This is a genomic window from Pararhizobium sp. LjRoot235 (assembly GCF_964254145.1).
GTDB lineage: Bacteria > Pseudomonadota > Alphaproteobacteria > Rhizobiales > Rhizobiaceae > Pararhizobium.
This window is the reverse complement of record NZ_CAXUSP020000001.1, coordinates 161,582-187,804: the sequence shown is the minus strand read 5'-3', so window position 1 is coordinate 187,804 and position 26,223 is coordinate 161,582. Positions and strand designations below refer to the sequence as shown.

The following is a 26,223-nucleotide window of genomic DNA, read 5'->3' as shown; positions in this document are numbered from 1 at the left end:
AGCACTGTGAACGTACGCGCCGCGTTGGCGTTGTCTCCAGCGGAGCTGTTTCTTCGCCTTGGGCGGATCGGAGACGATTTCACGCAACGAATTGAAAGCGCACGATTTTATTCGAACGCGAATTTAACTCCCCCTTAAATCGCCGCATTTACACTTCATCGCACTGTTTAAAAATCGGCGTGGCGGCAGAATGGCCCGCCTGGCTCTCCCGAAACGCTCATCTGGAGCAACCCTACCCCGGCATGGCAGGAAATCGCAAATCACCGCAGAGAATAGAGCCTTCGTTCGAGGGTGGACGCGGTCGTGATGACGGCGATCTGCGCATCGATGCCGGAGACCGCGTCAGCGGCGGAAGCCGCAGGTCCGGAAGCTCAAAACCTGCTGCGAATAAGAACAGATCGAAGAAGGGCTCCGGCCGCCGGGGCGCGCGCGACAGCGGCGGTCTGACTGGCCTGATCCGTTCTATGGTTTACTGGTGCATCGTGCTCGGCATCTGGGGTATCATCGGCGTCGGCGGGCTGATGCTCTATTACGGCGCGCGTATGCCGAGCGCGACCAGCTGGGCCATTCCCGAGCGTCCGCCAAACGTCAAGATCCTCGCCGTCAGCGGCGATATCATCGCCAATCGCGGCGCCACCGGCGGCGAGGCGCTATCGCTTGAAAACATGTCGCCCTATATCCCGCAGGCCGTCATCGCCATCGAAGACCGGCGCTTCTATTCGCATTTCGGCGTTGATCCCCTCGGCCTGGCGCGTGCGATGCTGACCAATATCACCACAGGGCGCATGGTGCAGGGCGGTTCGACGCTCACCCAGCAGCTTGCCAAGAACCTGTTCCTCTCTCCGGAGCGCACGCTCGAGCGCAAAGTGCAGGAGGTGCTCCTCGCCGTCTGGCTGGAGCAGAAATATACCAAGGACCAGATTCTTGCGATGTATCTGAACCGGGTGTTTTTCGGCTCGAACGCCTATGGCGTCGAGGCGGCATCGCGGCGCTATTTCAACAAATCGGCGCGCGACGTGAACCTCGGCGAGGCGGCGCTCCTTGCCGGACTGCTCAAGGCGCCATCGCGCCTGTCGCCGGCGCGCGATCCGAAAGCTGCCGAAGAGCGCGCTCAGGTGGTGCTCGGCGCGATGCGCGAGGAAGGCTTCATCACCGACGCCGAGATCAAGACCGCGATGTCGCAGCCGCCGACCAAGGCCAAGAGCTTCTGGTCCGGGGCGCAATATTATGTTGCCGACATGGTCATGGACCAGTTGCCGGGCATGGTCGGCGAGATCAGCCAGGACCTCATCGTCGACACCACGCTCGATCTCGACCTCGAGAAGAAGGCGGAAGAGACGCTCGCCGCCAGCCTCGACGAATCGGGTGAGAAGCTCAACGTCAGCCAGGCTGCACTCGTCTCGATCGATGGCACCGGCGCGATACGCGCCCTGGTCGGCGGCCGCGATTATGCCGACAGCCAGTTCGACCGCGCGGTCAAGGCAAAGCGTCAGCCCGGTTCCGCCTTCAAGCCCTTCGTCTATGCCGCCGCCATGGAAATCGGCCGCACGCCGATGTCGATCCGCAACGACGCACCGGTTCGGATCGGCAACTGGACGCCGGAGAATTATGACGAGAAATATCGCGGCGAGGTATCCCTTTCGACGGCGCTTGCCAATTCGCTGAACACCATCGCCGCTCAACTGGTCATGGAAGTCGGACCGCAGAACGTCATAAAGCTCGCCCACAGGCTCGGCATCGAATCGGAAATGCAGGCCAATGCCTCGATCGCGCTCGGCACGTCCGAGGTCAGTCTGGTCGAACTGACATCGGCCTATGCTCCCTTCATGAATGGCGGCTTCAAGGCGACGCCGCATGTCATCAAGCGGATATCGACCGCCGATGGCACTGTTCTCTACGAAAACACCTATGACAATCCGCCCCGCGTGCTTGATCCCGCCGTCGTCAGCGAGATGAACCAGATGATGGTGGGTGTGATCGAACATGGCACCGGCAAGAGCGCCAAACTCAAAGGCTGGCAGGCGGCCGGCAAGTCGGGCACGACGCAGTCCTTCCGCGACGCGCTGTTCGTCGGCTTCACCAGCAATCTGACGACCGGCATCTGGTTCGGCAATGATGACGGCAAGTCGATGAAGAAGGTAACCGGCGGCGGCCTTCCGGCCAAGGCCTGGCACGACTACATGACGGCAGCGCACGAGGGCCTGTCGCCTTCGCCCGTCTTCGGCACGACTGGCATCCAGCCGACATTCGAGAACGATCAGGCCGCGCCAGAAACCATTGGCGACGTCATTTCCGGTACCTTTGGCAATGGCGGCACGGACGAGTTTCCGCAGGCGCCGGTCGCCAACGGACAAGCCGCCGCCCAGCAGGGCTTGGCGCAACCGGCGAATTCGGGGCTCGTGCCGCCGGCTGATGTCGGCGAGACGACCGGCGCGACACGACGGACCACGCTGTTCGACATCCTCACCGGCGGTTGACCACCCGTCATTTCGTCCTTACGTTTCGCCGCGCAGGAAGAGCGCACTGCGAGATAGAGCGCGTCGCCTTTTAAAAGCAGGCTGAACGTGAAACGACGGCGTTCAGGCAGGCGGATTTTTCGGTGTTACCGCTCGGTTTTTGCGTGTTTTCAGGCGCGCAGATGCCTTGCAGTCCGAAACGCTGCTCCTTATATACGCCCCATCGCCGCGGCTTCCACCGCGAATATTCCACAGACCATCCCGTTAGGGGCTGTCAAATGAATGCTTGACCGGGTTCTGACAGTCCGCTGCAAGGAGAGAACGACATGGCAAAAGTAATCGGTATTGACTTGGGAACGACCAACTCCTGCGTCGCCGTCATGGACGGCAAGGACGCGAAGGTCATTGAAAATGCGGAAGGTGCGCGCACGACCCCTTCGATCGTTGCTTTCAACGAAGACGGCGAGCGCCTGATCGGCCAACCGGCCAAGCGTCAGGCAGTCACCAATCCGGAAAACACGCTTTTTGCGATCAAGCGCCTGATCGGCCGCACGTTCCAGGATCCGACCACGCAAAAAGACAAGGCCATGGTGCCGTACAAGATCATCAAGGCAGACAATGGCGACGCCTGGGTCGAAGCACACGGCGAGAAGTATTCCCCGTCGCAGATCTCCGCCATGATCCTTCAGAAGATGAAGGAAACCGCCGAATCCTATCTCGGTGAAAAGGTCACCCAGGCCGTCATCACCGTTCCCGCCTACTTCAACGACGCGCAGCGCCAGGCAACCAAGGATGCCGGCAAGATCGCCGGTCTCGAAGTGCTGCGCATCATCAATGAGCCGACGGCAGCGGCCCTTGCCTACGGCCTCGACAAGAAAGAAGGCAAGACCATCGCCGTTTACGACTTGGGTGGGGGCACGTTCGATATCTCGGTTCTCGAAATCGGCGACGGCGTCTTCGAAGTGAAGTCGACCAATGGCGACACCTTCCTTGGCGGCGAAGACTTCGACATGCGTCTGGTCGAATACCTCGCAGCCGAGTTCAAGAAGGATCAGGGCATTGACCTGAAGAACGACAAGCTGGCCCTGCAGCGCCTCAAGGAAGCTGCCGAAAAGGCGAAGATCGAGCTGTCGTCCTCGCAGCAGACCGAAATCAACCTGCCGTTCATCACGGCAGACGCTTCCGGTCCGAAGCACCTGACGATGAAGCTGTCCCGCGCCAAGTTCGAAAGCCTGGTTGATGACCTCATTCAGCGCACCGTTGCTCCGTGCAAGGCAGCCCTCAAGGATGCCGGCGTTACGGCAGCCGAGATCGACGAAGTGGTTCTGGTCGGCGGCATGAGCCGCATGCCGAAGGTGCAGGAAACCGTCAAGCAACTGTTCGGCAAGGAACCGCACAAGGGCGTCAACCCGGATGAAGTGGTCGCCCTCGGCGCCGCCATCCAGGCCGGCGTTCTGCAAGGCGACGTCAAGGACGTTCTGCTTCTCGACGTGACCCCGCTATCGCTCGGCATCGAGACGCTGGGTGGCGTCTTCACCCGTCTGATCGAACGCAACACGACGATCCCGACGAAGAAGTCGCAGACTTTCTCGACGGCCGAAGACAGCCAGTCCGCCGTCACCATCCGCGTCAGCCAGGGCGAGCGCGAAATGGCGGCAGACAACAAGCTGCTCGGCCAGTTCGATCTCGTCGGCATCCCGCCGGCACCGCGCGGCATTCCGCAGATCGAAGTCACCTTCGATATCGACGCCAACGGCATCGTGCAGGTTTCGGCCAAGGACAAGGGCACCGGCAAGGAGCATCAGATCCGGATTCAGGCATCGGGCGGTCTGTCCGACGCGGAAGTCGAGAAGATGGTCAAGGATGCCGAGGCCAATGCCGAAACCGACAAGAAGCGCCGCGAAACCGTGGAAGCCAAGAACCAGGCCGAAAGCCTGATTCATTCTTCGGAGAAGTCGCTGAAGGAATATGGCGACAAGGTTACGGAAGCCGAGCGCACCGCGATCTCGGATGCGATCGCAGCATTGAAGACCTCGGTCGAAGCCTCGGAGCCTGATGCTGAAGACATCAAGGCCAAGACCCAGACGCTGCTCGAAGCTTCGATGAAGCTCGGTCAGGCGATGTATGAAGCCCAGCAGACCGACGCGGCCAATGCCGATGCGGCCGCAGACGCTGCCCGCGATGGCGATATCGTCGATGCCGACTACGAAGAAGTCAACGATGAGGACGATCGTAAGAAGTCCGCATAGGTTTTTTCGACCTGAAAATCAGCAAAAGCCCGGAGCCGCAGGCTCCGGGCTTTTGCTTGCTCAAGACAGTGCCGTTGAAGCGCGCCATGCAGCCTGGCGGATGATGTGTAACCGGCTCTTCGGCTGGGCGCGGCGCACCGCGCAGGTGCATCGGCCTGAATTTGTGCTTTTCCGACAAAAACCGTCAAGGATCGTGTATTGCCTATGGTATCGCGCTTGAAGGTTTACTAAATGCTTTTGCAAGGCGACCATCGGGCGGCCGGTTTCAGCATGTCTATTCAACAGGACAACCTGCAAGTATGAAACGTGATCTTTACGAAATGCTCGGCGTTGGAAAATCAGCAGACGAGAAAGAGCTCAAAAGCGCTTTCCGCAAACTGGCGATGAAATATCACCCGGACAAAAATCCCGGCGACGCGGAAGCGGAAAAAACTTTCAAGGATATCAGCCACGCATATGAAACACTCAAGGACCCGCAAAAGCGGGCTGCCTATGATCGCTATGGCCACGCAGCCTTCGAAAATGGCGGCATGGGCGGCGGCGGCGCCGGTTTTGGTGGCGCGGCGGGTGCTGGCGGCTTCTCCGATATTTTCGAGGACATTTTCGGTGAGATGATGGGCGGCGGCCGCCAGCGGCGGTCTTCGGGCGGACGCGAACGTGGCGCCGATCTGCGCTACAATATGGAAATCTCGCTGGAAGAGGCCTATTCCGGCAAGACGGCGCAAATCCGCGTACCGACATCGATCACGTGCGATGTCTGCACAGGTTCGGGCGCCAAGCCGGGGACAAAACCGCAGACCTGCGGAACCTGCCAGGGCGCGGGCCGAGTGCGCGCTGCCCAAGGCTTCTTTTCCATCGAGCGGACTTGCCCCACCTGTCATGGCCGCGGCCAGACCATCACCGATCCGTGCGGGAAATGCCATGGCCAGGGCCGCGTGACCGAGGAACGCTCGCTGTCGGTCAATATTCCGGCCGGCATCGAGGATGGAACGCGGATTCGCCTTTCGGGCGAAGGAGAGGCAGGCCTGCGTGGCGGCCCCGCTGGCGACCTCTATATCTTCCTGTCGGTCAAGCCGCATGAGTTCTATCAGCGCGACGGCGCGGACCTTTATTGCAGCGTGCCGATCTCGATGACCACGGCGGCGCTTGGCGGCAAGTTCGATGTGGCGACGCTCGACGGCACCAAGTCGCGGGTCTCGGTTCCGGAAGGCACGCAGGCCGGAAAGCAGTTTCGCCTGAAGGGCAAGGGCATGCCGGTGCTGCGCTCCAGCCAGGTCGGCGATCTCTACATCCAGATCCAGATCGAAACCCCGCAGAAGCTCACCAAGCGTCAGCGCGAATTGCTGCGGGAATTCGAAGAACTGTCTTCGAAGGACAACAATCCGGAGTCCGCCGGCTTTTTCTCCCGCATGAAGGATTTCTTCGACATCGAGTGACTGGCCAAGCCGACAATCAGCAATATATCCCGGCCGGAGGCAGCGATGCCTCCGGCTTTTTTGTCCATTCGCCGGTGTGCCGGCATAACGTTCACAAGCGAAAGGTTGCCCCATGGCCTATGAACTCTTTTATTGGGATGGCATTCCCGGCCGCGGTGAGTTCGTCCGTCTGGCGCTTGAGCATGCCGGTGCCGATTACATCGACGTTGCCCGCACGGACGGCGGCATGGCGCGCATGATGGCGATGATGAAAGGCAGGACCGGGACATTCACGCCCTTTGCGCCACCCTTCCTGAGGGACGGAGATATCGTCGTCTCTCACGTTGCCAATATCCTGCTCTATCTCGGCGGCAGGCTTGGGCTCGCGCCCAAGGACGAAGCCGGCCGGTTCGAGGCAAACGGGCTGCAACTGACCATCACCGATTTCGTCGGCGAAATTCACGACGTCCATCACCCGATCGGCGTGTCGCTCTATTACCACGAGCAGAGGGACGAAGCACGCCGGCGTGCCGAAAATTTCCTCGACGAACGCCTGCCGAAATTCCTCGGCTACTTCGAAAAGCAGCTCAGCAGGAATGGCGGGGGGCAGATCCACGCCGTCGGCGATGCGCTGACCTATGTCGACCTGTCTCTGTTTCATCTTTTGGAGGGGCTGCGTTATGCCTTCCCGAAAGCGATGCAGGCGGCAGAACCAGACTGTCCGCTTCTCGTCGCGCTCAACGCGCAGGTTCGCGAACTGCCCCGGATCAAGGCCTATCTTGCGTCCAAACGCCGGCTTGCCTTCAATGAGGAGGGTATCTTCCGTCACTATCCTGAACTTGACCGACCGTCTGGCTGATCCGCCTCGCTCAGCCGGTCGCCGAGTTTGCTGCAGCTTGCCGCTCACAGCTATCCGTTGCTCTTGCCGCAAGCTGTGACGTCAGCCTCGTGCGCACCGGTTGCCGTGCAGGCCAAATGGGCGCAAACTCCCAGGGCAAAAAAGGGGGCTTGTCGATGACGGATCGAACCACACTTGAAAGCACAATTCAGGAAATCTATCGGGCTCGCGATGCCGATGACATCGACGCCTTGATGAACTGGATCGATCCCGCCTGTAGTTTCCGCATCGTGGGAACTGACCGTTTGGGTCCAATGACGCAGAGGGTGGATGATCCGGTATCTCTGCGTGCAACCTTGATGGCGCTCATGGAGAGCTGGGATCTTAGCGGCGTTGGGAATACCGGTCTTTGCATTGAGGGCGATACGGTATATGTCCATCGCGTAGGGACGGTCCTGTTCATCCCGACAGATACCCGTTTTGACACGGAGTTCGTGGATAAGTTCACGTTCAGGGACGGACGGGTCGTCGAACTGACCGAGTTCGTCGATACGTTGTTGGTGGCTGAAACTGCCGGCCTCGTTGCGCCCGCTGTAGCGGAAAACATTCACGCCTGAACCCGCAGACCGTATCGGCGGTTTGTCATTCACCTTCCAGGAAGTCTCTTGGGGACGGAGCGTGATGGCGTCCCTGATGCCGCTTGCAACATGCGGGGTCATGCCTGCGGCGCAGTGTTCCGGACTTGGTCCACGTCGCCCTTTCGTCTTGCCATCCCGCGCGGTTCGGCATAGCTCTCTCAACCGGATACGCAACCGGATTTTCCATGCCGCACAAGGTCTTTCTCAGCCGCCTGAAGCTCAGCGATTTCCGCAACTATGCGGGCCTGTCGCTGAATCTCGACGCGCGCCATGTGGTGCTGACGGGCGAGAATGGCGCGGGCAAGACCAACCTGATGGAGGCCGTTTCCTTCCTGTCTCCCGGGCGCGGCCTGCGCCGAGCCGCTTATGCCGATGTGACCCGCGTCGGCGTGGAAACCGGGTTCTCCGTCTTTGCGGAACTGGAGGGCATGGAAGGTCCCGTCGAGATCGGCACCGGTACGGCCGGAGCCGAGGAGGGGCAGGCGCGGCGCCTGCGCATCAACGGGACAACGGCAAAGACGGTCGACGAACTCCTCGATCATCTGCGGGTGCTCTGGCTGACACCCGCCATGGACGGGCTTTTCACCGGCGGTTCCAGCGATCGCCGCCGCTTCCTCGACCGATTGGTCCTGTCGCTCGATCCGGACCATGGCCGCCGCGCCAGCGACTATGAGCGCGCCATGCGCAGCCGCAACAAGCTCCTGTCCGAGGGGCGGGCGGATCCCGTCTGGCTGACGGGGCTGGAGCGCCAGATGGCCGAACTTGGGATATCGATGGCCTTGGCGCGGCGGGAGATGCTGGGCCTTCTGTCCGCCCTGGTGGACAAGAATAACGAAGGCGGCGTCTTCCCGGCTGCGGACCTTGCGCTTTCCGGTTTTCTCGACGGTGAATGGCACCGTCCGGCCTTCGATCTGGAGGAACTGTATCTGGAGATGATGAAGAGCGGCCGTTATCGCGACGCTGCCGCCGGCCGCACGCTTGAGGGACCCCATCGCAGCGACCTTCTGATCCGCCATCGCGCCAAGAACATGGAAGCCGAGCGCTGCTCGACCGGCGAGCAGAAGGCGCTTCTCGTCGGTCTGGTGCTTGCTCATGCACGCCTTGTCGCCAACATGACCGGCCATGCGCCCGTGCTGTTGCTCGACGAGGTCGCCGCGCATCTCGATGAAGGACGGCGGGCTGCCCTCTTCGATCTCGTCGATGATCTCGGTGGTCAGGCTTTCATGACGGGTACGGACCAGTCGATGTTTTCGGCGCTTGGCGCGCGCGCGCGTTATCTTACGGTTGCCAATGGCGCCGTTTCCGGGTGACATTCGGCCATCATGAGTAAAGAGCCCCTCAATTCCGAAGAAATCCAACGCTATGCGCGTCACATCATCCTGCCGGAGATCGGCGGGGCCGGTCAGCAGGCGCTGAAGGCCGCGCGCGTTCTTGTCATCGGCGCCGGCGGTCTCGGTGCCCCCGTGCTGCAATATCTTGCCGCCGCGGGTATCGGCACGCTCGGCATCGTCGATGACGATACCGTGTCGCTGTCCAACCTGCAGCGCCAGGTCATCCACGCCACGCCCGGCATAGGCAGGTCAAAGGCTGACAGTGCGGCCGAATTCATCGCGGGTCTCAACCCGCATGTCGCGGTGGTTCTGCACGAAACCCGGTTGGACGCTTCCAATGCGGAGACGCTGCTTTCCGGTTACGACATCGTCGTCGACGGCTCCGACAATTTTGATACGCGCTACCTTGCCGCCGATATGGCCGAGCGGCTGCAAATCACGCTGGTCACCGGCGCCGTCGGCCGCTTCGACGGCTCGCTCACCGTCCTCCAGCCGTGGAAAAGTGCCAGCGATGGGCGCCAGAACCCGTCCTACCGCGACCTTTTCCCCGCGCCGCCGCCGCCGGGCATCGTGCCCAGCTGTGCGGAGGCCGGAATCGTCGGCGCGTTGACGGGTGTCATTGGTACATTGCAGGCTATGGAAGTCATCAAGCTCGTCACCGGCGCCGGCGAACCGCTGATCGGCCGCTTGCTGATGTATGACGCGCTGACGGCTCGGTTTGAGATCATCAAATATGGCCGCAAGGTCCGATGAAGCTCGTGTCGATCGATAGGGCGTTCGAGGACTGGGATGCGCTGCTGGCGCTCATCCTTGCCTCCTTCGCCTCTATGCACCCGCACATCGATCCGCCGTCATCGGCCCTTCGTCTGACGCCGCAATCGCTGAAGCAAAAGGCTAAAACCGAGAAAGCTTATGCCGTCGTCGAAAACGATCGGCTGGCCGGCTGCATCTTTTGTAAACCGGAGCCGCCGGATTGCTTGTATATCGGCAAACTCGCCGTCGCTCCGGACGCACAGGGCAGGGGCGTCGGGCGATTGATGCTGCGGGCGGCGGAAGCCTATGCCGCAGAATGTCGCCTGCCATGCCTCCGCCTGGAGACGCGGATCGAGCTGGAAGAGAATCACCGGCTGTTTGCGCGGTGGGGCTTTGTCCGGACCGCCGAAGCGTCCCACCCCGGCTTTGCACGCGCCACCTTCATCGAGATGCGCAAGCCGTTGTAGTCAGACCCTGCCCGGCAGAACGCGGTCCGGCGGGCGATGGCCGTCGATGAAGGTGCGGATGTTGATCACAACCTTGTCGCCCATGTCGATGCGGCCCTCGAGCGTTGCCGAGCTCATGTGCGGCAAAAGCACGACCTTGCCTTCGGTCGCAAGCTTCACCAGCTTCGGGTTCACGGCTGGCTCGTTCTCGAACACGTCCAGGCCGGCACCGGCGATCTTGCCTTCGCGCAGGCATTTGATCAGCGCCGTTTCGTCGACGATGCTGCCGCGCGCGGTGTTGACGATGTAGCTCGTCGGCTGCATCAGCGCGAGCCGGCGCGCCGACAGGAGATGAAAGGTCGCAGGTGTCGAGGGGCAATTGACCGAGACGATATCGACGCGGGCGAGCATCTGGTCGAGGCTGTCCCAATATGTCGCCTCCAGCTTTTCCTCGGTCTCGGCGCTGACGCGCTTGCGGTTGTGATAGTGGATCGAAAGCCCGAAGGCCTTGGCGCGGCGGGCGACGGCGGTGCCGATGCGGCCCATGCCGACGATGCCGATGCGCTTGCCGGAGATACGCCGCCCGAGCATCCAGGTCGGCGACCAGCCCGCCCATTCGCCGCGGCGGTCCGTCAGGATATTGGCGCCCTCTATCAGGCGGCGCGGAACGGCGAGGATCAGCGCCATGGTCATGTCGGCGGTGTCTTCCGTCAAAACGTTCGGCGTGTTGGTGACAGTGATGCCGTGGCGTGCGGCGGCGTCGATGTCGATGTGATCGAAGCCATTCGAAAAACTTGCGATCAGTTTCAGCTGCGGCCCGGCCTGTTCGATCAGTGCCGCATCGATACGGTCGGTGAGGGTCGGGACGAGCACATCGGCACGCTTCACCGCCGCCACGAGTTCCGGCTGGCTACGCGGCGCGTCGTCGATGTTGAGTTCGGCGTCAAACAGCTCGCGCATCCGCGTTTCAACGACATCAGGCAGTTTGCGGGTGATGTAGACCTTCGGCTTTTTCTTGTTTGTCATCGCTGTTTGCCGAGCCCTTGTTGACGGGTTTTTAACCAAGATAAGTGATCGTTCTCCCTGCAGTTCATTTTCTACCAGACCCGGTGTGGAAGACAAACAAAACTCTAGATGTCCCCTAACGATTTGCCTGTCTTTGGCAGAACCGGTCAGAGATTTGGCTGCAAGTTCCTGAATCTCTTTGGAAAACGGATTTCGTCATGCGTCAGTTCCTTTCCAGGCTCGCTTTCGCCGCCGCAGCCCTCCTGTCAGTGGTGGCGATCGATGCAACTCCGGCTTTCGCCCAGGCCGCGAAGGGCGCAAGCGGCTTGCCGCTACCGCGTTTCGTCAGCCTGAAATCCAAGAGCGTCAACCTGCGCGTCGGGCCGAGCGTCGACTACGCAGTTGCCTGGCGCTACATGAAGGCCGGCGTGCCGGTGGAAATCATCCAGGAATATGACAACTGGCGGCGCATTCGCGATGCCGATGGAACGGAGGGCTGGGTCAACCAGGCACTGCTCTCGGGGGATCGAACCGCAGTCACCGCGCCCTGGATGCGCGGCAAGGGCGAAGGTATTTTCGTCAACATGCGGCACGACCCGCAATCCAACAGCGCCATCGTGGCGCGCATGGAGCCGGGTGTTGTCGTGCATGTCGGCGAATGCAACGGCGACTGGTGTCGCGCCGAGGCGCAAGGAGTCGACGGCTGGATCTCCCAGGGTGAAATCTGGGGCGCCTATCCGGGCGAGGCCTTCAAATAATCGGCCGGATATTCGGGTTGGTCAGAGAAGACCGGCCTCTTTTGCCGCCGCCACCAGAGAAATCATCGGGCGCGGGCCGATCTGCTCGATGACGATGCCGGCAGCCAGGCTTCCAAGCTTGCCGCAATCAGCAAGCGTCCTGCCGGTCGTATAGCCGTGCAGGAAGCCGGCCGCGTAGAGGTCGCCGGCACCGGTTGTATCCACGACATTGCTGATCGTCGTCGCCTCCACCTTGACCCACTCGCCGCCCTTGATGATGATCGAGCCTTCTTCGCTGAGTGTCACCGCGGCAAGCTTGCAGTCCTTGGCAATCATGGACAACGCGTGCGCGAAATCGTCCGTCTCGTAGAGCGCCAAGGCCTCGGCGCGGTTGGCAAAGACGATGTCGACGGTGCCAGAGCGCATCAGGTCGAGGAATTCGGCCCTGTAGCGATGAACGCAGAAACTATCGGACAGGGTCATGGCGACTTCCCGGCCGTTTTCATGGGCGATGCGGGCGCAGTCGCGGATCGCGTCCTTGGCAAGTGGCGGGTCCCAGAGATAACCCTCGAAATAGGTGACAGCCGCGTTCGCAACCACGGTGGGCTCGACATCGCTCGGTCCGAGTTCGACGCAGGCGCCGAGATAGGTGTTCATCGAGCGCTCGCCGTCTTCGGTCACGAAGATCATCGAACGCGCGGTCGGCGGATGCGTATCGAGCGGCTTCGTTTCGAAATGCACGCCCTGTGCGCGGATGTCGTGGGTAAAGATCTCGCCCAGTTGGTCGTTGGCCACCTTGCCGAAATAGGCGGCCTTGCCGCCAAGGCTGGCGACACCCGCCGCCGTATTGCCGGCGCTGCCGCCGGAGGCTTCAAGGGCCGGCCCCATGCGCGAATAGAGCAGTTCTGCCCGTTCCGCATCGATCAGGTTCATCGCGCTCTTGATAATGCCGTTGTGGACAAGAAATGCATCGTCGCAGCGGGCGATGATATCCACAATCGCATTGCCGATCGTGAGCACGTCGAATTTCGTCATTCGGAACCGCCTGGAATGTTTGTGTCAGCCGGTGTCCGGTAATAGCGGATTTTCCGCGGTTTGGAAGGGACAAAGAGAAGAAGAGCGCTTGAGCCCGGATTTTGATCGAGATGGGAAGCGATATTTCCGGTATCGGACGCTCGAAATGCGTGACGATGAGGCAAGCGCCCCGCCGTTCTTGGATCAACCGCCATGCGGCAGGTAGATGACGAATATTCGGAAGCAAGCTTCAAGGCGGGCCTGAGAGAACTCTTCGCCGCCAGCGGCAATACTCGGGACCTCCTCAATGCTTTTACAGATCTTCTCGCCGCCGCCTTCGATCGGGCCGCGCTTGCCATGGAGGCCGGAGGCAATCGAGAAGGCTATGAGAGGGCAATCGCCGCGCTGATCGACGGTATCTCGGTCAAATGACCTGCGCCGGCAGTTCGACCAGCGGTGCGGGAATTTCGTTGGTCTTTTCCGCTGACTTGCAGATATCGGCAATGACGCAGCGGTCGCACTCGGGCTTGCGCGCCTTGCAGCAGTAGCGTCCGTGCAGGATCAGCCAGTGATGGGCATGGTAGAGGTAGTGATCCGGCACGATCCGCATCAGCTGCTCCTCGACCTCGTCCGGGGTTTTTCCTGGCGCCAGGCCAATCCGGTTGGCGATGCGGAAGATGTGCGTGTCGACCGCCATCGTCGAATGCCCGAAGGCCATCGAAAGAACTACGTTGGCGGTCTTGCGGCCAACGCCGGGCAGGGTGATCAACTCTTCGCGCGTGCGCGGCACCTCGCCGCCAAAATCGGAAATCAGCTTCTCGCTGAGCGCAATGACATTCTTCGCCTTGTTGCGGTAGAGCCCGATCGTCTTGATGTACTCGCGAACCTTCCCCTCGCCGAGAGCCACCATTTTTTCCGGTGTATCGGCTGCGGCGAAAAGCGCCCGCGTCGCCTTGTTGACGCCCGCATCCGTCGCCTGTGCCGAGAGCGCCACCGCGACGACGAGCGTGAACGGATTGACGTGCTCCAACTCTCCCTTGGGTTCGGGGCGCTGGATCGAGAAGCGTCGGAAAATCTCCTCGATTTCCGCCTTGCTGTAGGCGGTCTTCGGTCTGCTCTTGGCGCGGCTGACCGTCGCGGGTCTCGCTTTCACACCGCCGGTTGCTGATTTTGATTTCACGTTTTTCATGATGCATCTATAGTCATTGGTCATGAACGATGGCAACGCCGAGATAACGACCGAGGAGCAGCCGGTTTTCGCCGCCGAGCTGACCCCGCACCGTTCGCTGGGGCTGAAGGGCTTCAAGATCCTGCTTTTCATCGCCGGCCTCATGAGTCTCGTTCACATTTTCGTCTTCACGGTCATCGGCGCCTGGCCGATCGTTTTCTTCTTCGGGCTGGATTTCCTGCTGCTCTTCGGCGCTTTCTGGCTGAACTATCGCTCCGCTCGCGCCCGCGAGGAGGTCAGCGTTTCGCGCACAGACGTGTCCGTGCGCAAGTTCACGCCGGCAGGCCGCATGACCGAGCATCGGTTCAATACCTTCTGGGCGCGGTTCAACATTTCCCGCCACGAGGAGATCGGCATCGTCTCCATGCAGATCAGCGACCGGCGCCGGGCGACCGATGTCGGCTCCTTCCTCAACCGCGACGATCGGGAAACCTTCGCCACCGCCTTTGCCTGCGCGCTGGCGACCGTGAAGCGCCGATAGGGCATGATGCCGAAAAGTGTAAGCGGTTTTTCGGACGACATCATGCTCCACTGCGTTGATTCTAGCGCCGGATGATTTTAGGTCGATTCGACCTAAAATCATCCGGCGCTAGGGCAAGAATCGGGTGGCGAAGACCCGGTTCCGATGATTATCTCTGAGCCCAAGGAGATACGATCATGAACGTCACGACATCGATACCCGCCGACATCACGCCGCATGGCAGCGACTACGAGATTGTCAGCCGCGTAGTCGAGATGCTGACTGAAAACTATCGCGATCAGCCGTCGCTGGAGGTCATCGCCGGTGAAATCGGCCAGCCGCCGACGCAATTGCAGAAGACGTTCACGCGCTGGGCCGGACTGTCGCCGAAGGCATTCCTGCAGGCAGTGACGCTCGACCACGCCAAGCGCCTGCTGCGGCAGGAGGAACTGCCGCTGCTTGAAACGAGCTTCGAGGTCGGCCTCTCCGGTCCCAGCCGCCTGCATGATCTCTTCGTTACCCATGAGGCCATGTCGCCGGGTGAATGGAAATTGCGCGGCGGCGGGCTGACGATCCGCTACGGCTTCCATCCCAGTCCCTTCGGCGTAGCGCTGGTGATGGTCACCGATCGCGGCCTCGCGGGCCTTGCCTTCAGCGATGCGGGTGGTGAAAAAGCCAGTTTCGAGGATATGGCAAATCGCTGGCCGAATGCGCAATACGTTGAAGACAGCGCAGCGACCGCCGCCTATGCGGCCCGCATCTTTGATTCCAGGGAGTGGCGCCCGGAGGAGCCGTTGCGCATCGTGCTGATCGGGTCCGACTTCCAGATCCGCGTCTGGGAGACCCTTTTGAAAATCCCGATGGGCAAGGCGGTGACCTATTCGGACATCGCCTGCAATATCGGCCAGCCAACTGCTTCGCGCGCCGTCGGCGCTGCGGTCGGGCGCAATCCAATCTCTTTCGTCGTACCCTGCCACCGGGCGCTCGGCAAGAGCGGCGCCCTGACCGGCTACCACTGGGGCCTCACCCGCAAGCGGGCGATGCTCGGCTGGGAGGCGGGCAAGGTTTGAAATGAAAAAGGGCCGCTGCAACTGCGGCCCTCTCGCTATTCATTTCGCGGAATGCTCAGTGCGCGCCGGACATGTCGCCGAGAACTTCTTTCGACGCGACGGTGGAGTCAGCATTCAGCTTGTAGACCATCGGTACGCCGGTCGCGAGGTTGAGCGCGAGAATCTGCTCCTTGGTCAGGCGATCGAGCACCATCACCAGCGAGCGCAGCGAATTGCCGTGCGCCGCAACCAGTACCTTCTCGCCCCTAAGCACGCGTGGCAGGATGTCGGTCAGGTAATAGGGCCAGACGCGGGCGCCGGTGTCGCGCAGGCTTTCGCCGCCGGGCGGCGGGACGTCATAGGAACGGCGCCAGATATGCACCTGTTCCTCGCCCCATTTGGCGCGGGCGTCGTCCTTGTTGAGACCGGAGAGATCGCCGTAGTCGCGTTCGTTGAGCGCCTGGTCGCAGATCGTCTCGAGATTGGGCTGGCCGATATTGTCGAGGATGATCTTGCAGGTCCGCTGGGCGCGCGAAAGAACGGAGGTGAAGGCAATGTCGAACTTGATGCCGTATTCGGCGAGCGCCTTGCCGCCCGCATTGGCTTCCTCGACGCCGAGCGCCGTGAGGTCCGGGTCTTTCCAGCCGGTGAACAGGTTTTTCAGGTTCCAGTCGCTCTGGCCGTGACGCACAAGGACGAGGGTGCCGCTCATATGATGGTTTCTCCGGGAGTTTTGAGGTTCAGGACAGCCCGAGCACGTCGAGCATGGAGTAAAGGCCGGGCTTCTGGTCGCGTGCCCAAAGAGCCGCGGTGACCGCGCCGCGCGCAAAAATGGACCGGTCGGTCGCGCTGTGGGAGAGCGTCACCTGTTCGCCTTCGCCGGCGAGAATGACCGAGTGTTCGCCGATCACCGAACCGCCGCGCAGCGTCGCAAAGCCGATCGTGCCAGCGATGCGAGCGCCGGTATGGCCGTCGCGCACCCGCACCGATTGGCTGGCGAGGTCGATGCCACGTCCGTTCGCCGCCGCTTCGCCGAGTAGAAGAGCCGTGCCGGACGGCGCATCGACCTTGTGCTTGTGGTGCATTTCAAGAATTTCGATGTCCCAGTCCGCCGGCCCGAGCGCCCGCGCAGCCTGTTCGGTGAGAACGTCGAGGAGGTTGACGCCGAGGCTCATATTGCCGGATTTGACGATCCGCGCATGCCGCGCCGCCGCCTTGAACCTGGCTTCGTCATTAGTCGAGCAGCCGGTGGTACCGATGACGTGGACGATGCGGGCCTGAGCCGCGAGATCGGCAAATTCGACGGACATTGCTGGCGTAGTGAAGTCGAGCACGCCCTCGGCTTCGACAAAGGCCTCAAGCGGCCTGTCGGTAATGGTCACGCCGATCGGGCCAAGTCCGGCAACTTCGCCGGCATCGCGGCCGATGAAAGGCGAGCCGGGACGCCCCACCGCGGCAAAAAGCTGGACACCGGGCATCGCCTTGATGGTGCGGATCAGCGTCTGGCCCATTCGGCCGGCGGCCCCCACCACCACGAGTTTCATGTCCGTCCTGCTCATGCCTGCCTCATTTCCTGTCCACTAACTTCGGCTTCCGCGGTCGGCTGGGCGTTGCCCTGCAGATTGTGCAATCGAGCGTAAAGGCCGTCCGTGCGCTTCGCAAGCGCCTCGTGGGTGCCTTCTTCGACCACCAATCCATCCTTCATGACGATGATCTTGTCGGCGTTGACGACCGTCGAGAGCCGGTGGGCGATGACGACGACGGTGCGGCCGCTCATGGCATGATCGAGCGCCTTCTGCACGGCGGCTTCCGATTCAGTGTCGAGCGCCGAGGTCGCCTCGTCGAGCAGAAGGATCGGCGCCCGGCGTACCAGCGCACGGGCGATCGATAGCCGCTGGCGCTGGCCGCCGGAGAGCGTCACGCCATTTTCGCCGACCGGCGTATCGTAGCCCTGTGGCTGGGCGCAGATGAAATCATGCGCATAGGCGAGCTTCGCTGCTTCCTCGATTTCCGCGTCTGTCGCTTCCGGGCGGCCGTAGCGGATATTGTCGCGGATCGAGCCTTCGAAGAGATAAGGCTGTTGCGAAACATAGGCGAGCCCGTTGCGCAGCGATTGTTTGGTGACGTGGGCAATGTCCTGCCCGTCGATCAGGATCTCGCCGCCGGAAGGGTCGTAAAAGCGGGGAATGAGGCTGATCACGGTCGACTTGCCCGCGCCGGAAGGGCCGACAAGCGCAGTGGTCTTGCCGCCTTCCGCAACAAAGCTGACGCCCTTCAGGATGTCGTCGCCTTGGTTATATCCAAAACGGACGTTCCTGAATTCGATCGTTGCCTGCTGCAGCGCAATATTGCCGGCACCCGGAAGATCGCGCTGATGGGGCACGGTATCGAGGATTTCGTAGATCATCCGTGCATTGACGACGGCGCGTTCGAGCGAGACTTGCAGCCTGGCAAGGCGGCGGGCCGGGTCATAGGCCATAAGGAGTGCGGTGACGAAAGCGAAAAAGGCCCCCGGCTGGATGCCGTTGTAGATCGACCGAAACGCAGCATAGGCAAGCACGCTGGAAATGGCGAACCCGGCAAAGGTTTCCGTCATCGGGGCGGTCCGCTCGCTTAAGCGGGCGATGCGGTTGGCGCGGTTTTCGGCCCGGTCGATGATCGTCTCGACCTTGGTCGTCAGTTGCTTCTCCATCGTGAAGGCCTTGACGATGGTGATACCCTGAATGGTTTCCTGCATCGCCCCGAGCACGTGGCTGTTGATCTCGACGGATTCACGGGTCGCCTGCTTCAGTCGCCGCGAGACGTAGCGAAGGCCGATCAGCAATGGCGGCGCGATGACAAAGACGATCAGCGTCAGCAGCCAGTCCTTGCTGATCATGACGCCGATCAGCGCAATGAGCGTCAGGAAATCGCGGGCAAGCGAGGTGACCGTCATGTTGAGGACATCGCGGATGCCGGAGACGTTCTGGCTGATCTGTGCGGAGATGCGGGCGGAGCGGGTTTCGCTGAAATAGCCGACGCTCAGTGCCATCAGGTGCGAATAGAGCCTGCGCTGGTAGCTGGCGACGATGCTGTTGCCGATCTTGGAGAGCGCCACGGCCTGGCCGTAGGTGGCAAAGCCGCGCACGACGAAGGCAATGAAGATCGCGCCGCAGATGTAGAGAACGATATCGGCCCGCTTGTTGGCGAAGGCCTCGTTGACCACCGATTCCATGATCCAGGCGGTGAACGCGGTCGTGCCGGCGACAAGCCCAAGGCAGGCGATGGCGAAGATATAGCCGCGCATATGCGCGCGTCCGTTTTCGGCAATGACCCGCTTCAGGACGCTGGCAATGGTCTCGCGGTCAACGGGTGGCAGCTTTGTCTTGGCTTGTTTCAAGCTGGTTTCCTTAAAGCCCGACGCGCTTGCAGGCGCCTTATTTCAGCGGCTCTATAGTCCCTTGATCCCTCTTTGGCGAGTCTTGACGCTGGCTTGCCCTTCAAGTTCTCCAGCGCCGTCCCTCAGTTGCCACACCAAAGCGCGACGGGGTGCGCGAATAGGCGGCAAGGCCGGAAAGCGCAGCTGTCGGGTGGGTGACGACGAAAGTCGGGATGGTTTTGAGAAGCGCCGAGTGCGGCGCCTTGTCTTCGAAGGCCGCGCGGAACTCAGGTTTTCTCAAGGCAGGCAGGATTTTCTGGGAAATGCCGCCGGCGAGGAAAACGCCGCCGCGTGCCATGAAGATCATCGCCATGTCACCGGCGACTCGGCCGAGATAGGTGGAAAACAGCGAGATGGTTTCGACCGCGGCTTCATCACGCTCGGAGAGTGCACTGGTCGTCACGGCAGCCGGGTCGGGCAGTTCCGGATACCAGGCTTTTGATTCGCACACCGCACGGTAGATGTTCATGATGCCGCGGCCGCAAAGGAGCTGCTCGGCCGAAATGCGGCCCTCGATCGGTTCGAGGAAGGGCCAGATCTGATAGTCGCGCTCGGTGCGCGGTCCAACATCGACGTGACCGCCTTCACCGGGAACCGGAATCCAGCTGTGCTGCGCATGAACGAGGCCGGCCACGCCAAGACCCGTGCCTGGGCCGAGCACCGCACAGGAGGCGGCTTCGAGAATGCTGCCGGGACCGATCTGTTCGCGGCCTTCCTCGCCGATCGAGGCGATCGCCAGTGCCTGGGCCTCGAAATCGTTGATGATGATCACGTCCTCGAGCGAAAGCGCGGTTAGCATGTCTTTCGGTTTGATCACCCAGCCGGCATTAGTGAGCGGGATTTCGTCGCCTTTGACCGGGCCAGCGACTGCGATGATCGCCGAGCGCGGTTGCACCGAGGTCTTGTCGAGGATGCTGGTCTGCAGCGCTTCCTCGATGCTGGCATAACTCGTCGTCGGGATGATCGGGAATATCTTTGGTTCGGCCAGCGCGTCGACAAGCAGCGCAAAGCGCGCATTGGTTCCGCCGATATCGCCGATCAGGATCGGAAAGGTGAGGCTGCTTTCGGTGTCTGTGAGCGTGGGCATGGGACGTTCCGTTATGATCGTGCGGGCTCGAAAGAAAGCTGTATCAGGGATGATGGAAGTCGATCAACCGTTCTGCCGTTGCCCGGTTCAGCGCCATCGGAATGTCGTAGACGGTGGCAAGGCGCATCAGCGCCTTGACGTCGACGTCATGGGGCATGGCGGTGAGCGGGTCGGTGAAGAAGATCAGCATGTGCACGTCGCCAGTGGCGATCATCGCGCCGATCTGCTGGTCGCCGCCGAGCGGGCCGCTCTTCATGCGGATGACATTGAGGCTCGGACAGGCCTCCTGCACCCGGCCGCCGGTCGTGCCGGTGGCAACGATCTTCCAGCGTGCAAGCACGGCCTCGTTCGCCTTGGCAAAGGCGGCGATGTCGTCTTTCTTCTGGTCATGCGCAATCAGCGCCACGCATTTTTGACTGGTCATCCCCGATCCCCGGCGTCAACCGACCATGACGGTCTCGATTTAAATCGATTTGAACTCCTGTACAGCACAGTTCCGTGGATGAAAAGTGCTTAAAGGGCGTGCCAAATGCCTATTGCAGCGAGGGACGAGAAAGAGGAACCGGAATCGCGCGCTCCGGCAGATCATCGGCCCCGGCATTGATCACCTGCTGGATTGCCGCATCGCCGGACGGCTGCATTAGCTGTGGCTGCGGCGCGACATAGGCGGTGCCGAAGGTCGCTGACTGTTCGGAGGCCGCCGGAGCAGCGAGCACGGCGGCGCAGGCTTTCGGCAGGTCGGAAAGCGTCGCGAATCTCGGCTTCACCGGCTTTTCGCCCGGCCTCTTTTTCGGCTTGGCCCAAGGCTCGTTTGTGAACCACCAGGCCAGCGACTTGTCGCAGCCGTCGCCGCTCGCCACAGGCGCCTGCGCCTTGCATCCGGAAGCGCCGGGCGGGCAGTGCATGCGAATGTGAAAATGTGCGTCATGGCCATAGATCGGGCGGACCTTGCCGAGCAGGGCGCGGTCGCCGGTCCACGTGTCGCACAGCTTTTTCTTGATCGCCGGATTGACGAAAATCCGCTCCACCTGCGGATAGCTGGCGGCTTGCATGACCACCTTCGCATGGGTCGGCGACCAGCGTTTGGAATTAACGGTCAGGAATTTGCTCTCGTCGAGCATCGACGTGAACGGCAGGTCCTCGCGCGCTTGCGCGGAGAGGCGCTGCTCCGGCATCGGCGTGAACCAGATATCCGCATCGAGCCCGATCTGGTGGGAGGAGTGTCCGGAGAGCATCGGTCCGCCCCGCGGCTGGGAAATGTCGCCGACCAGGATACCGGAGCCCCACCCGAGCCGGGTAGCGTCTTTCGAGAACCGCTCAAGAAGCGCGATCATCGCCGGATTGCCCCAGCGGCGGTTTCGCGACAGCCGCATCGCCTGCCATGTCGGCCCGTCCGTCGGGATCGCGACGGCTCCGGCCATGCAGCCTTTGGCATAAAATCCGACAGGGCTCGGCGCGGAGTTGCTCGGCAATTGGACCTTGCCGAACAACTGCTTGGCAGGCGTGTCATCGGCCCATGCCGCATTACCGGTGACCAGGCTCGAGCCGATCAGCGCCGCCTGCGCCAACGATCCCAGATGCCGAAAGAGTCCTGCCTTTATCACTGTCATTCCCCGCTGATTCCCCGATCGTCATAGTGCCGCATGTCGGAGCGCCGCTCCAGCCGCGATTGTCCTCGCTTGGTGTAACACGGTGCATTTGTGTCAGCCTTGCGGAGGTTGCGATGCTGACCCAAAAAAAATGCCTGATTTGAGGCGGCTTATGTCAATTGCCCGGATTTTGCCTATTCTGTCTTTCAAGCAAGGAAAAAAGGGAAAGCTGGATGCAGCGAATTGGCATGAACTTCAAAACCGCACTGACTCTGATGGCAGTCTTTCTGTCGCTGACCGCGCCGGCAGCCGCTCAGGAGCCGGAATGGCATGGCGGCACCGCGACGGTGGGCGTGCTGAAATACAAGGACGGTTTTGCTCGTTTCGACTACGTCAATCCGGATGCGCCGAAGGGTGGTAATGTGAACCTGACGGCTTCAGGCACGTTTGATACCCTGAATTCGTTGCTTGCCAAGGGCGACATCGCTGCGGGAATGGCATCGCCGCCGGCAGGCAATCTTGTTTACGACAGGCTGATGACGCCCTCCATGGACGAGATCGCCTCGGATTATGGTCTTCTGGCGGAGGCCATCGCCTATCCGGACGACTTCGGTTTTGTGAAGTTCCGGCTGCGGGCAGAGGCCAAATGGGCAGATGGTCGGCCGGTGACGCCGGAGGATGTCGTCTTCAGTTTCGAGAAAACCAAAGAACTCGATCCCCAGAAGGAATTTTACTACAAGCACGTGACCAAGGCCGAAAAAACCGGCGATCGCGAAGTCACGTTCTCCTTCGACGAGAAGAACAATCGAGAACTGCCGAAAATCGTCGGCGAACTGATGATCGTTCCGAAGCATTGGTGGGAAGGAAAGGACGCCAAGGGCGTTCAGCGCGACATCTCCAAAACCACGCTCGAAATCCCGATGGGCTCCGGCCCCTACAAGATCGCGGCAATGAAGCCGGGCGCAACCATCCGCTACGAGCTGCGCGACGACTATTGGGGCAAGAACCTCAACGTGAATATCGGCCAGAACAATTTCGCTTCCTACACCTACGCCTATTATGCCGACCTCGATGTCGCCTTCGAAGCGTTCCGTTCCGGCAATGCCGACTTCTGGGCGGAAAACTCCGCCAAGCGCTGGGCGACAGCCTATGATTTCCCCGCCGCCAAGGATGGCCGCATCAAACGCGAAATCGTGGACAATGATTATCGCAACAGCGGCGTTCTGGTCGGTTTCATCCCCAATCTGCGCCGTGAGAAGTTTCAGGATCAGCGTGTGCGCGAGGCGCTTAACTACGCCTTCGATTTCGAGGAACTGAAGCGGACGATCTTTTACAATCAGTACGACCGCATAAACAGCTACTTTTTCGGATCGGAACTCGCTTCGAGCGGCTTGCCGCAGGGTCGTGAACTGGAAATCCTGAATGAGATGAGGAACCAGGTCCCGCCCGAAGTCTTCACCAAGGAGTACAAGAATCCGGTCGGCGGCGACCAGAAAAAGCAGCGGGATAACCTTCGCCAGGCGATCGCCCTGTTCAAGGAAGCCGGCTACGAACTCAAGGGTAACCGGATGGTCAATTCAAAGACCGGCGAACCCTTCAGTTTTGAAATCCTGCTTGATGGCCCGACCATCGAGATCGTGGCGCTGCCTTTCGCCCAGAATCTCAAGAAGATCGGCGTTCAAGTCAGCGTGCGTACTGTAGATGCGTCGCAATATACCAACCGCTGGCGCTCGCGCGATTTCGACATGATTTATCTCGGATGGGGCCAGTCCCTGAACCCCGGCAACGAACAGGCGGAATATTGGGGCTCGGAATCTGCCAAACGGGAGGGCTCGCGGAACTATGCCGGTATCAGCGATCCAGGCATCGATGCGCTTGTTCGCCGAATTATTTTCGCCAAGGACAGAGACGAGCTGATTGCCACGACCAAGGCCCTCGATCGTGTCCTGCTCGCCCACCACTATGTCATCCCCAGCTATACCGCGCGCTATTCGCGGCTCGCCTATTCGGCCAATCTCGAGCATCCAGCCGAACTGCCGAAATACGCCGTCGGTTTCCCGGAAATCTGGTGGTCGAAGTCAGCCGGCGCGCAATGAAAGCCTTGCACACGGCGCGTCGTGTACTCCAAATGCACTTATGCGAATCAGGTTGGGCGCCGAAGCCGGTCGCGGCAGCGGCGCCTTGAAGGAGACCAGCAGATTGATTGATGACAGAAGGGTTGCCGATGACGGATTGGCTCTGACTGCCGGGGCAAGCAGCAGGCAGGAGGTTCGCTGATGGGTGCCTATATTCTGCGGCGCCTGCTTCTGATGATCCCGACGATCGTCGGCATCATGGCCATCTCCTTCGCTGTGGTCCAGTTCGCCCCCGGCGGTCCCGTCGAACAGGTGATCTCCGACCTTACGGGCCAGAACCAGGGCGGCGATCGGCTTTCCGGCGGCGGGGGCGACCTCGGTATGCAATCTGGTGGCGACGAATTTTCAGGAAAATACCGCGGCGCCCAGGGGCTCGATCCGGAATTCATTGCAAAGCTCGAAAAGCAGTTCGGTTTCGACAAGCCGCCGGTCGAACGTTTCGGCCTGATGATGTGGAACTATATCCGCTTCGATTTCGGCGAGAGCTTCTTCCGCAACACTTCGGTGATCGACCTGATCCTCGACAAGATGCCGGTGTCGATCTCGCTCGGCCTCTGGATACTTCTGGTTTCCTACACGATCTCTATTCCGCTCGGCATCAAGAAGGCCATCTCGGACGGTTCGACCTTCGATGTCTGGACGTCCGGCATCATCATCATCGGCTATGCGGTACCGGGCTTCCTGTTCGGTATCCTGCTGATCGTGCTCTTTGCCGGCGGCTCGTTCTTCGACTGGTTCCCGTTGCGCGGCATCGTCTCGGATAATTTCGCCCAGTTGAACTGGTGGCAGAAGATCCTCGATTATTTCTGGCATATGACCCTGCCCTTGATCACGCTGCTGATGTCGGCCTTTGCAACCACTACGCTTCTGACGAAGAATTCCTTCATCGACGAGATCAAGAAGCAGTATGTCACCACGGCCCGCGCCAAGGGCCTGAACGAGCGGCAGGTTCTCTACGGCCACGTTTTCCGCAACGCCATGCTGATCGTCATCGCCGGCTTTCCGGGCGCCTTCATCACGGCGTTCTTTACGGGATCGCTTTTGACGGAGTACATTTTCTCGCTCGATGGGCTCGGCCGGCTTGGTTATGAATCCGTCGTCAAGCGCGACTACCCGATCGTCTTTGCGACGCTCTATATCTTCTCGCTGATGGGCCTGCTTGTCGGCCTGCTGTCCGACCTGATCTATACCTGGGTCGATCCACGCATCGATTTCGAGCGGAGGGATGTCTGATGCCAGATGTCATCTCCAGCAATCCTGCCCTCGTCAGCGGCGCGCCTGGGCGGCTGTCACCCATCAACCAGCGCCGCCGGGAGAATTTCAGGGCCAACCGGCGCGGCTACTGGTCATTCTGGATATTCATGGTGCTGTTCGGTCTCAGTCTGTGCGCCGAATTCATCGCCAACGACAAACCGGTCCTCGCCTCCTACAAGGGCGAAATCCTGGTTCCGGTACTGGTCAACTATCCGGAAGAGAAGTTTGGCGGTTTTCTGGCCGAAACGGATTACCGCTCCGACTATATCCGCGACGAGATCAACGCCAATGGCTGGATGATCTGGCCGCCGATCCGCTATTCTTACCAGACTGCCAATTCCAACATCCCGCACTCTGCTCCAACGGCGCCCTTCTGGCTGATGGACAAGGCGGAACGCTGCTCTGGCTATCCGCAGGGCGACAACGATCCCGGCTGCACGCTCGGCAACCTCAACTGGCTCGGCACTGACGATCAGGCCCGCGATGTCGCCGCGCGGATGATCTACGGCTTTCGTATTTCCGTTCTCTTCGGTCTCGCCTTGACCATCGCATCCGCCATTGTCGGCGTTTCCGCCGGTGCCGTGCAGGGCTATTTCGGCGGCTGGACGGACCTGCTGTTGCAGCGCTTCATCGAGATCTGGTCATCGATGCCGGTGCTCTATATTCTCCTGATCATCGCCGCGATCCTGCCGCCCGGCTTCTTTGTGCTGCTCGGCATCATGTTGCTCTTCTCCTGGGTCGGTTTCGTCGGCATCGTGCGGGCGGAGTTTCTGAGAGCCCGCAATTTCGAATATGTCCGCGCCGCTCGGGCGCTCGGCGTCAACAACCGGACGATCATGTTCCGCCACTTGCTTCCCAATGCCATGGTGGCGACGCTCACCTTCCTACCCTTCATCCTCTCCGGCTCGATCACCACGCTCACTTCGCTCGACTTCCTCGGTTTCGGCATGCCACCGGGCTCGGCTTCGCTCGGTGAGCTGATTTCGCAGGGCAAATCCAACCTGCAGGCCCCCTGGCTCGGCCTCACCGCCTTCGTGGTCATGTCCGTCATGCTGTCGCTGCTGATTTTCATCGGCGAAGCGGCCCGCGACGCCTTCGACCCAAGGAAGACGTTCAGATGA

General features: G+C 60.9%; 24 protein-coding genes. 15 read left to right on the top strand and 9 right to left on the bottom strand.

Annotation, left to right across the window (positions count from 1 at the left end; translation table 11 throughout):
• Positions 1-242: 242 nt before the first annotated feature.
• From ACSQ2Z_RS00950 to ACSQ2Z_RS00915, 8 genes are all read left to right on the top strand, one after another.
• Positions 243-2,477, top strand: coding sequence for a transglycosylase domain-containing protein (locus ACSQ2Z_RS00950; protein ID WP_436079489.1), 2,235 nt, complete (start codon positions 243-245; stop codon positions 2,475-2,477).
• Positions 2,478-2,782: 305 nt separating this feature from the next.
• Entirely contained in the window at positions 2,783-4,705 is a 1,923-nt protein-coding gene (gene dnaK, locus ACSQ2Z_RS00945; RefSeq protein WP_436079488.1) for a molecular chaperone DnaK, read from the top strand.
• Positions 4,706-5,004: 299 nt separating this feature from the next.
• Positions 5,005-6,141: a molecular chaperone DnaJ gene (gene dnaJ, locus ACSQ2Z_RS00940; RefSeq protein WP_436079487.1), complete on the top strand. Its 1,137-nt coding sequence runs from the start codon at positions 5,005-5,007 to the stop codon at positions 6,139-6,141.
• Positions 6,142-6,253: 112 nt separating this feature from the next.
• A complete protein-coding gene (locus ACSQ2Z_RS00935; protein WP_436079486.1) occupies positions 6,254-6,979 on the top strand; it encodes a glutathione S-transferase in 726 nt (241 codons plus the stop codon).
• A gap of 155 nt (positions 6,980-7,134) precedes the next feature.
• The gene (locus ACSQ2Z_RS00930) at positions 7,135-7,575 is read left to right on the top strand and encodes a nuclear transport factor 2 family protein (RefSeq protein ID WP_436079485.1); all 441 of its coding nucleotides are present in this window, start codon (positions 7,135-7,137) and stop codon (positions 7,573-7,575) included.
• Positions 7,576-7,781: 206 nt separating this feature from the next.
• Positions 7,782-8,906 carry a DNA replication/repair protein RecF gene (gene recF, locus ACSQ2Z_RS00925; RefSeq protein ID WP_436079484.1) on the top strand — a complete coding sequence of 375 codons (1,125 nt, stop codon included), beginning with the start codon at positions 7,782-7,784 and terminating at the stop codon, positions 8,904-8,906.
• 12 nt (positions 8,907-8,918) lie between these two features.
• Positions 8,919-9,680, top strand: coding sequence for a molybdopterin-synthase adenylyltransferase MoeB (locus ACSQ2Z_RS00920; protein WP_436079483.1), 762 nt, complete (start codon positions 8,919-8,921; stop codon positions 9,678-9,680).
• Positions 9,677-10,147, top strand: a complete 471-nt coding sequence (locus ACSQ2Z_RS00915; protein ID WP_436079482.1) for a GNAT family N-acetyltransferase — start codon at positions 9,677-9,679, stop codon at positions 10,145-10,147. Before ACSQ2Z_RS00920 ends, ACSQ2Z_RS00915 begins: the two co-directional genes overlap by 4 nt.
• Here the strand turns inward: ACSQ2Z_RS00915 and ACSQ2Z_RS00910 are convergent, their stop codons facing one another.
• Positions 10,148-11,152, bottom strand: coding sequence for a 2-hydroxyacid dehydrogenase (locus ACSQ2Z_RS00910; protein WP_436079481.1), 1,005 nt, complete (start codon positions 11,150-11,152; stop codon positions 10,148-10,150).
• A gap of 197 nt (positions 11,153-11,349) precedes the next feature.
• Between ACSQ2Z_RS00910 and ACSQ2Z_RS00905 the strand changes: the two genes are divergently transcribed.
• Positions 11,350-11,889, top strand: coding sequence for an SH3 domain-containing protein (locus ACSQ2Z_RS00905; RefSeq protein ID WP_436079480.1), 540 nt, complete (start codon positions 11,350-11,352; stop codon positions 11,887-11,889).
• Between the two features lie 21 nt (positions 11,890-11,910).
• Here the strand turns inward: ACSQ2Z_RS00905 and ACSQ2Z_RS00900 are convergent, their stop codons facing one another.
• On the bottom strand, positions 11,911-12,903 hold the full coding sequence (locus ACSQ2Z_RS00900; protein ID WP_436079479.1) for an adenosine kinase: 993 nt from the start codon (positions 12,901-12,903) through the stop codon (positions 11,911-11,913).
• A 192-nt stretch (positions 12,904-13,095) separates the two neighbouring features.
• Here ACSQ2Z_RS00900 and ACSQ2Z_RS00895 point away from each other — a divergent pair, with 192 nt between their 5' ends.
• Complete coding sequence (locus ACSQ2Z_RS00895) at positions 13,096-13,314, top strand: hypothetical protein (RefSeq protein WP_436079478.1); 219 nt, start codon at positions 13,096-13,098, stop codon at positions 13,312-13,314.
• Here ACSQ2Z_RS00895 and nth read toward each other — a convergent pair.
• On the bottom strand, positions 13,307-14,071 hold the full coding sequence (nth, locus tag ACSQ2Z_RS00890) for an endonuclease III (protein WP_436079477.1): 765 nt from the start codon (positions 14,069-14,071) through the stop codon (positions 13,307-13,309). The genes ACSQ2Z_RS00895 and nth overlap by 8 nt on opposite strands.
• A 22-nt stretch (positions 14,072-14,093) precedes the next feature.
• On the opposite strand from nth, the gene ACSQ2Z_RS00885 reads away from it, so the two are divergent.
• On the top strand, positions 14,094-14,591 hold the full coding sequence (locus tag ACSQ2Z_RS00885) for a DUF2244 domain-containing protein (protein ID WP_436079476.1): 498 nt from the start codon (positions 14,094-14,096) through the stop codon (positions 14,589-14,591).
• 176 nt (positions 14,592-14,767) lie between these two features.
• Entirely contained in the window at positions 14,768-15,640 is an 873-nt protein-coding gene (locus ACSQ2Z_RS00880) for a methylated-DNA--[protein]-cysteine S-methyltransferase (RefSeq protein WP_436079475.1), read from the top strand.
• A gap of 55 nt (positions 15,641-15,695) precedes the next feature.
• On the opposite strand, the gene ACSQ2Z_RS00875 is transcribed toward ACSQ2Z_RS00880, so the two are convergent.
• The 6 genes from ACSQ2Z_RS00875 to mepA form a co-directional block, all read right to left on the bottom strand.
• Positions 15,696-16,331, bottom strand: a complete 636-nt coding sequence (locus ACSQ2Z_RS00875) for a 2,3-bisphosphoglycerate-dependent phosphoglycerate mutase (RefSeq protein ID WP_436079474.1) — start codon at positions 16,329-16,331, stop codon at positions 15,696-15,698.
• Positions 16,332-16,359: 28 nt separating this feature from the next.
• Positions 16,360-17,178: a 4-hydroxy-tetrahydrodipicolinate reductase gene (dapB, locus tag ACSQ2Z_RS00870; RefSeq protein WP_436079473.1), complete on the bottom strand. Its 819-nt coding sequence runs from the start codon at positions 17,176-17,178 to the stop codon at positions 16,360-16,362.
• Positions 17,175-18,998, bottom strand: a complete 1,824-nt coding sequence (locus tag ACSQ2Z_RS00865) for an ABC transporter ATP-binding protein (RefSeq protein WP_436079472.1) — start codon at positions 18,996-18,998, stop codon at positions 17,175-17,177. Before ACSQ2Z_RS00865 ends, dapB begins: the two co-directional genes overlap by 4 nt.
• Positions 18,999-19,098: 100 nt before the next feature.
• Positions 19,099-20,124 (bottom strand): glucokinase, encoded by a 1,026-nt coding sequence (locus tag ACSQ2Z_RS00860; RefSeq protein WP_436079471.1) that lies wholly within the window; start codon positions 20,122-20,124, stop codon positions 19,099-19,101.
• Between the two features lie 43 nt (positions 20,125-20,167).
• Positions 20,168-20,548 carry a methylglyoxal synthase gene (locus ACSQ2Z_RS00855; RefSeq protein ID WP_436079470.1) on the bottom strand — a complete coding sequence of 127 codons (381 nt, stop codon included), beginning with the start codon at positions 20,546-20,548 and terminating at the stop codon, positions 20,168-20,170.
• 109 nt (positions 20,549-20,657) lie between these two features.
• Entirely contained in the window at positions 20,658-21,734 is a 1,077-nt protein-coding gene (gene mepA, locus ACSQ2Z_RS00850; RefSeq protein ID WP_436079469.1) for a penicillin-insensitive murein endopeptidase, read from the bottom strand.
• Positions 21,735-21,961: 227 nt separating this feature from the next.
• Between mepA and ACSQ2Z_RS00845 the strand changes: the two genes are divergently transcribed.
• The 3 genes from ACSQ2Z_RS00845 (at position 21,962) to ACSQ2Z_RS00835 (ending at position 26,223) form a co-directional block, all read left to right on the top strand.
• Positions 21,962-23,809: an extracellular solute-binding protein gene (locus ACSQ2Z_RS00845; protein ID WP_436079468.1), complete on the top strand. Its 1,848-nt coding sequence runs from the start codon at positions 21,962-21,964 to the stop codon at positions 23,807-23,809.
• 180 nt (positions 23,810-23,989) lie between these two features.
• Positions 23,990-25,081, top strand: coding sequence for a microcin C ABC transporter permease YejB (locus tag ACSQ2Z_RS00840; RefSeq protein ID WP_436079467.1), 1,092 nt, complete (start codon positions 23,990-23,992; stop codon positions 25,079-25,081).
• On the top strand, positions 25,081-26,223 hold the full coding sequence (locus tag ACSQ2Z_RS00835) for an ABC transporter permease (RefSeq protein WP_436079466.1): 1,143 nt from the start codon (positions 25,081-25,083) through the stop codon (positions 26,221-26,223). The genes ACSQ2Z_RS00840 and ACSQ2Z_RS00835 overlap by 1 nt, the downstream gene beginning before the upstream one ends.

What these genes read in the sequence shown, in the direction of transcription:
- ACSQ2Z_RS00950 (WP_436079489.1), top strand. Translation starts at nt 243, where the DNA reads ATGGCAGGAAATCGCAAATCACCGCAGAGAATAGAGCCTTCGTTCGAG.
- dnaK (WP_436079488.1), top strand. Translation starts at nt 2,783, where the DNA reads ATGGCAAAAGTAATCGGTATTGACTTGGGAACGACCAACTCCTGCGTC.
- dnaJ (WP_436079487.1), top strand. Translation starts at nt 5,005, where the DNA reads ATGAAACGTGATCTTTACGAAATGCTCGGCGTTGGAAAATCAGCAGAC.
- ACSQ2Z_RS00935 (WP_436079486.1), top strand. Translation starts at nt 6,254, where the DNA reads ATGGCCTATGAACTCTTTTATTGGGATGGCATTCCCGGCCGCGGTGAG.
- ACSQ2Z_RS00930 (WP_436079485.1), top strand. Translation starts at nt 7,135, where the DNA reads ATGACGGATCGAACCACACTTGAAAGCACAATTCAGGAAATCTATCGG.
- recF (WP_436079484.1), top strand. Translation starts at nt 7,782, where the DNA reads ATGCCGCACAAGGTCTTTCTCAGCCGCCTGAAGCTCAGCGATTTCCGC.
- ACSQ2Z_RS00920 (WP_436079483.1), top strand. Translation starts at nt 8,919, where the DNA reads ATGAGTAAAGAGCCCCTCAATTCCGAAGAAATCCAACGCTATGCGCGT.
- ACSQ2Z_RS00915 (WP_436079482.1), top strand. Translation starts at nt 9,677, where the DNA reads ATGAAGCTCGTGTCGATCGATAGGGCGTTCGAGGACTGGGATGCGCTG.
- ACSQ2Z_RS00910 (WP_436079481.1), bottom strand. Translation starts at nt 11,152, where the DNA reads ATGACAAACAAGAAAAAGCCGAAGGTCTACATCACCCGCAAACTGCCT.
- ACSQ2Z_RS00905 (WP_436079480.1), top strand. Translation starts at nt 11,350, where the DNA reads ATGCGTCAGTTCCTTTCCAGGCTCGCTTTCGCCGCCGCAGCCCTCCTG.
- ACSQ2Z_RS00900 (WP_436079479.1), bottom strand. Translation starts at nt 12,903, where the DNA reads ATGACGAAATTCGACGTGCTCACGATCGGCAATGCGATTGTGGATATC.
- ACSQ2Z_RS00895 (WP_436079478.1), top strand. Translation starts at nt 13,096, where the DNA reads ATGCGGCAGGTAGATGACGAATATTCGGAAGCAAGCTTCAAGGCGGGC.
- nth (WP_436079477.1), bottom strand. Translation starts at nt 14,071, where the DNA reads ATGAAAAACGTGAAATCAAAATCAGCAACCGGCGGTGTGAAAGCGAGA.
- ACSQ2Z_RS00885 (WP_436079476.1), top strand. Translation starts at nt 14,094, where the DNA reads ATGAACGATGGCAACGCCGAGATAACGACCGAGGAGCAGCCGGTTTTC.
- ACSQ2Z_RS00880 (WP_436079475.1), top strand. Translation starts at nt 14,768, where the DNA reads ATGAACGTCACGACATCGATACCCGCCGACATCACGCCGCATGGCAGC.
- ACSQ2Z_RS00875 (WP_436079474.1), bottom strand. Translation starts at nt 16,331, where the DNA reads ATGAGCGGCACCCTCGTCCTTGTGCGTCACGGCCAGAGCGACTGGAAC.
- dapB (WP_436079473.1), bottom strand. Translation starts at nt 17,178, where the DNA reads ATGAGCAGGACGGACATGAAACTCGTGGTGGTGGGGGCCGCCGGCCGA.
- ACSQ2Z_RS00860 (WP_436079471.1), bottom strand. Translation starts at nt 20,124, where the DNA reads ATGCCCACGCTCACAGACACCGAAAGCAGCCTCACCTTTCCGATCCTG.
- ACSQ2Z_RS00855 (WP_436079470.1), bottom strand. Translation starts at nt 20,548, where the DNA reads ATGACCAGTCAAAAATGCGTGGCGCTGATTGCGCATGACCAGAAGAAA.
- mepA (WP_436079469.1), bottom strand. Translation starts at nt 21,734, where the DNA reads ATGACAGTGATAAAGGCAGGACTCTTTCGGCATCTGGGATCGTTGGCG.
- ACSQ2Z_RS00845 (WP_436079468.1), top strand. Translation starts at nt 21,962, where the DNA reads ATGAACTTCAAAACCGCACTGACTCTGATGGCAGTCTTTCTGTCGCTG.
- ACSQ2Z_RS00840 (WP_436079467.1), top strand. Translation starts at nt 23,990, where the DNA reads ATGGGTGCCTATATTCTGCGGCGCCTGCTTCTGATGATCCCGACGATC.
- ACSQ2Z_RS00835 (WP_436079466.1), top strand. Translation starts at nt 25,081, where the DNA reads ATGCCAGATGTCATCTCCAGCAATCCTGCCCTCGTCAGCGGCGCGCCT.